Origin of the sequence: Candidatus Jidaibacter acanthamoeba, from assembly GCF_000815465.1 — a bacterium.
GTDB lineage: Bacteria > Pseudomonadota > Alphaproteobacteria > Rickettsiales > Midichloriaceae > Jidaibacter > Jidaibacter acanthamoebae.
Map to the genome: position 1 here is coordinate 1 of NZ_JSWE01000091.1, position 5313 is coordinate 5313.

The 5313-nt window shown below is 29.1% G+C and carries 7 protein-coding genes; all 7 read right to left on the reverse strand.

Annotation, left to right across the window (positions count from 1 at the left end; all coding sequences use genetic code 11):
- On the reverse strand, window positions 1-356 hold a 356-nt coding region (locus NF27_RS02925), incomplete at its 3' end, for a hypothetical protein (protein ID WP_039455617.1).
- Window positions 357-671: 315 nt separating this feature from the next.
- Window positions 672-1223 (reverse strand): recombinase family protein, encoded by a 552-nt coding sequence (locus NF27_RS02930; protein ID WP_039455618.1) that lies wholly within the window; start codon window positions 1221-1223, stop codon window positions 672-674.
- A 4-nt stretch (window positions 1224-1227) separates the two neighbouring features.
- Window positions 1228-1623, reverse strand: a complete 396-nt coding sequence (locus tag NF27_RS02935; RefSeq protein ID WP_039455619.1) for a PIN domain-containing protein — start codon at window positions 1621-1623, stop codon at window positions 1228-1230.
- Entirely contained in the window at window positions 1620-1883 is a 264-nt protein-coding gene (locus tag NF27_RS02940; protein WP_039455622.1) for a hypothetical protein, read from the reverse strand. Before NF27_RS02940 ends, NF27_RS02935 begins: the two co-directional genes overlap by 4 nt.
- A 453-nt stretch (window positions 1884-2336) precedes the next feature.
- The gene (locus NF27_RS11090) at window positions 2337-3386 is read right to left on the reverse strand and encodes an ankyrin repeat domain-containing protein (RefSeq protein ID WP_053332531.1); all 1050 of its coding nucleotides are present in this window, start codon (window positions 3384-3386) and stop codon (window positions 2337-2339) included.
- An 80-nt stretch (window positions 3387-3466) separates the two neighbouring features.
- Window positions 3467-3766, reverse strand: coding sequence for an HU family DNA-binding protein (locus tag NF27_RS02950; protein ID WP_039454507.1), 300 nt, complete (start codon window positions 3764-3766; stop codon window positions 3467-3469).
- Window positions 3767-4073: 307 nt separating this feature from the next.
- A partial coding sequence (locus tag NF27_RS02955) for a hypothetical protein (protein ID WP_204367858.1) occupies window positions 4074-5313 on the reverse strand: 1240 nt, incomplete at its 5' end.

Here is a 5313-nt window from a genome sequence, read left to right on the forward strand (position 1 = left end):
CTTCCGTATATTGCTAATTTCTTTATCTCCTTATTTTCTCTCTTCTCAAATAACTTATCAATCTCTATAGATTCCTTCTCTTCGTGCATAGATTCGTAAGTCTCTAATCTTTCTTCCCTAAGTTTTCCTATTTTATCTCTGCTCCCCTCTTCTCTGCCTTGGACTTCTCTTAACTTTTTTTCATTCTCTTCTACTATTTTCTTCTTGAAAATAGCTAAGTTGATATAACCATCCGTTATCGGCTGCTCTTTTACTATTAAATTATTTAAATTCCTAAAATTTAAATAATACTCCTTCAATTGAGTAATTATTTCATGCTGCTTATTTTCGATTATGCTGGTTTTTTCAGCTCTCATTTTGCTCTCTTGCTTCTATATTAAATATTCTTTATTAAACTTAATTTTTTAACTTTAGTTTAAAGTTCTTAAATATATTAGTTTGGAATTTATAATTTTAATTTTTAAACCTTGAATATAATGTAAACATTGTTTATGAAATATAAATTTACAAGAGTTATTGTATTAGTTTTTACGAAAAATTTGTTATTTATATTTGATTAAAGTTAATTAAATATTAACTTTATAGATATTCTATTTGCTTACATTCCTTTTATACACTTCTAAGCATTTATAGTTTAAATGCCCTAAGTTCTTTCCTTTTCACTATATTTACTAAATGTTTACTGACTTAAATAATAAGGATCTACTTATCTTAAACATCTTACATATCTCTGCTATGCTGTTACTCTTATCTGCATATAACCTTCTCATCATCATCAGCTCCGGCTCACTTAGCTTCTTAGGCCTTCCCCCTAACCTGCCCCTAGCTCGTGCCGCACTTAACCCCGATAAGGTTCTTTCCTTTATTATATCCTTCTCAAATTCTGCTATAGCTGCAAATATGTGAAAGAATAACTTACCACCTGAAGTAGTAGTATCTATATTTTCTTGTAATGACTTAAATCCTATATCTCTACTATTTAATTCTCTTATCTCATCTATCAGATGCCTCAATGATCTTCCTAGCCTATCTAGCTTGTATACTACTACTGTATCTAAACCACTTCTTGCATACTTCTTTAGCTCCATGTACTGAGGTCTATCTGCTTTAGTCCCGCTTATCTTCTCTGCAAATATTTCTCCACACCCTGCTTTCTTTAGTGCATCTATCTGCATATCTAAATTTTGATCACTAGTTGAAACTCTTGCATACCCTATTAGCATTACTCTACCTTATCAGCTTCACATCTATACCGCTTATCTCAATATCACCCCATATCTTATCTGCCGTATATACAGGTATGCTTAAATACTTACCTAACGCTAAACAAGCTTTATCTCCAAGTGATAAGCCGTATTTACGCTCTTTATTTATTATCTCCAGCTCAGCTGTTATATATGCATGCTCTTCATTATATGTTATTATATTGCCTATAAGCTTATCTATTATAAATCTTACTTCTTTAATAGGTATATTATGTCTGGAAGTTAGTATTGCAGCACACTCTGCTACATTGACACTAGACATTACCGAATCCTTTAATAACTTTCCTGCTAACTCGGATCCTATCTCTTTATTAATAAATGCTAATAATACAGAACTATCTACAACCAATTTGCTCACTTTTTCCCTTCTTCGTTCTCTATTTCAACTTCCTTATTTCTCATCTCTCTTAGTTCTTCAACTAGTGATGTGCCCTGTGGTATATATTTACTTACCAGATCATGTACTTCTGATAATACTTGGTTTAAATTAATTATTCTTATTTCATTATCAACCACCCTTAAAACAAAAGCATCCCCTGCCCTCATTTTTAGTTGCTTTCTAATTTGAGAAGGTATTAGTAATTTACCATGGATATCTATATGTGTTCTTAGTTCCATTTAACTTTATATGAGATTTATATATTACTAACAAATATACTTGTTTACTTTTATATATTCAATATATTTTTTTATATTAAAAATGTATTATTGTATTTACAATGATTAGTTACTTATATATTAAACCAATTTTTAACTTATAGTTGTTTATTCTAAATAACCTTATATGCTACAATGATAGCAATACTTTATATAGATATAATTCATAACAATACAATCAACCTAAGTACTAATAGACGGAAAAGTATGTAATATATTTAAATAATTTATTAATTGAATATATTATAATTAAAATTTACATACACATATCCCTGTACTCATCTAAAATACATAGTTTATACATTATGATTTGGAGATTGGTTTATACACTAGAAAGTTGTTATTTTACGTTAGGCTACTTATAAAAAGCTAAGCAGTGTATAAAACGATCGTTTCTTACACTTTTGGGTATTATTATTTTTCATTATTACGGGAAATTATAAATTCACTCTTTAGAGCTTTGCTAATCCATGAGTTTGCTTCACGCTTAGTTGGTAATACTTCAAATCTTGTGTTATTTGTTCTATCAATCAAACAATCCATAATCTTTTCTTTTACTTCATCAGGAATTAAAATCTCCTCTAATTCTAAATTATTTTCTCTTATTCTTTGAAATATATTTGTATATCCTGCAAGTTCATTTGTAGATCCATTAGCTATGTGTTGTTTTATAATATTAAAAAGCCTAGGTACTTTCCTGTTCTTTCCACCCTCGCCTTTCTCTTCTACTGGCGTTTCAATTTTTATTTTTTTATCTTCTTGCTGTTTTTTGTCTATAGTCTCAATAATAGGGATAATGTGATCGAGTCTCAGACCATTTTCAATTAAAAAATATAGGCACTTATAATATGAAGAATACCTATTTTTACTATGCAAGTTATTTAACATAATTTCTAAATCATTATCCTGTAAACTTAGATTCTCTATATTTATTTTTTTCTTTATAAAATTGTCAATAACAGGCACTATAAAAGAATGATTCTTAAGATCATTAACCAACATGTTTTCCAGAACTTCACTATTAGTACTATCTTCTATGGCGTTCGGTTCAATTAACCGGAACTCTTCCAATACTTGCATGCTATTATATATTATAGCTTTTATAAAATCCTTATCTTCAATAATTTTTAATTTTATTCCCTCTAATAAGTTTTCATATACTTCTAATGGTGAAAAAATTGCACCATTTCTACATAATAACTCTATAGTTTGATTATAACCTTCATATGCAGCAAGATGTATGGCAGTCTCTCCTTCATTAGTTTCTACATTAACATTCATACCTTTGCTTATCAGATACTCAATTACCTCATTATGCCCTTCTAATGATGCTAAATGTATGGCGGTAAATCCATCCTCCATAGTATATTTTAACAAAGTAGGATCCTTGTTAACAAGGTTTATAACTTTCTCCTTATCCCCATTTTCTACTGCTTCTAAAAATTGAACATTCTTTTCAATCATATTTTCTCCCTTTAATTTCAAGAAGTGGTTAGCTAAATATAAGTAAGCTCTAAAGTTTGTTTAAAATATTACTGTATTTATTAGCTACTAACTTTATTAAGTTTTTTAATAAGTTCTTTACTTGGTTTAAAGCATAATGCTCCTTTATTACCAACTTCAATTTTTTGATTAGTTCTCGGGTTCTTTGCAAGCCTTGTAGTTCTTTTTTTTACCACCATAGAACCAAGTCCCCGTAGTTCGACTCTGTCCCCGCATACCAATGCGGTTGCGGCTTCCTGAAAAAAAGTATCAACTATCTTTTCTATTTTACTTAACGGCATTTCGCTATTAAATTCTTTCAGTCTTACAACTATATCTTTCTTAAATACACTTTTACCCATAAATTAGTTTAATGACTCTAATTAAAATTTTAATATTATTAAAACTTATCTTAAAACTAATCTATTGAAGTTGTAAATTAATATATTTTATAAAATATAAGTATATTATTTAAATTTTAATTATATACTAAGGTACCATTTGAAAATACTGACAATACTGTAAATTAGGATTAAATCTGAATGAGTCTTCCAACTATAGCTATTAACTTACACTCCTATCTGAACCGCTTAACTGATAATACATCAGTACTTCATATACCTTCTCTAATCTTTGCAACATCACCTTCTTTACTAAGACAGGATAATATCAGTAGTATCTTCGGCTATCCTGTGTTCTGTTTTCTCTTTGTGCAGTAATTTGTTGTGTATATGAAAAAGGTAGGGAATCGTTATTACTATATCTTTCTTTATAAGTATCATTGTTAGAATTATATAATTCCTCAGCTTTTGCTACAACTCTCCTGGTAAGGTCAAATATTGAGGTATGACCTTGAGACTTAAAAAAAGAATGTATTTTATCCAATATCTTATGTAAAGAATCATCATATGAAAGCAATGGTTTATCATTACATAGTTTTCTTAATCTAATAACAGCATCTGCAGGGCTCAAAAAATCCCCCTTGCTACCCACACATTTATATCTATCATTATTATACAAGTATGAAATAATCGCCCGGGAACAAAGATGAACTTCTTCATATATCCCGGTATCTGTTTTTACATTCAAGATACCCAAATATACTATAAGCGACCCACTTAATGTATATATACAGCTAAGCTTTTGTTGAAAATTGAGAAGAAGTTCTCTTTCAAATAACTTGCTTATAATTTCTATAGCATTTGCTCTTTTTTCATATAATGAAGGATTAAGTTGGAATATATCAAGCAGGTAGTCTGCACATTGTGAATTGCAATAATTACTATTTATACCGGCTGTTGTTCGCATACATAAAATTTCTTTACATATCTTATTAAGATATTCAGTAGTCGGTGCTGATAATTCTGCTTGGTTAAGAACCTTCTTCAAAGTTCTGACTAGTGGGAGAAATATGTTTAGCTCTATTATATCGTGCTCTGATTCTCTTCGAGTATAAATTTCTATTTTTTTTGAAACTAGATTCTCATAGTATTGATCAACATTTCGTGCAAAAATATTATTTTTTTGCTTAAGGAAAATATATAGCTTATGAAGTATAATTAATTTCACGGAATCACGTATATCACTTCTTCCTAAGCAGGTATCTAACGATATTTTAAAGTTATGCCGATCCCCTGCTCTACTTGAATTGATAATTTCTGTAAGGTTTTTAAATAAAAATTGTTTTATTGCCGGAGTTATACTTTCTTTTTTAGAATCACGCATGTCATTTTCCAGATTATCAACAATTCTAAAAACATCGGACGCGGTATTAGTAAACCTATAAGAATAATTGACCTTGGATGCTGAATAGCCTGGTTTATAATCTCTCATAGTAATAGCATAGTTTATATTTTTATTATGCTTCAACATTACAAAAATATATAATAGTTTGCTAGATATTATTATT

What these genes read in the sequence shown, in the direction of transcription:
- NF27_RS02930 (WP_039455618.1), bottom strand. Translation starts at nt 1,223, where the DNA reads ATGCTAATAGGGTATGCAAGAGTTTCAACTAGTGATCAAAATTTAGAT.
- NF27_RS02940 (WP_039455622.1), bottom strand. Translation starts at nt 1,883, where the DNA reads ATGGAACTAAGAACACATATAGATATCCATGGTAAATTACTAATACCT.
- NF27_RS11090 (WP_053332531.1), bottom strand. Translation starts at nt 3,386, where the DNA reads ATGATTGAAAAGAATGTTCAATTTTTAGAAGCAGTAGAAAATGGGGAT.
- NF27_RS02950 (WP_039454507.1), bottom strand. Translation starts at nt 3,766, where the DNA reads ATGGGTAAAAGTGTATTTAAGAAAGATATAGTTGTAAGACTGAAAGAA.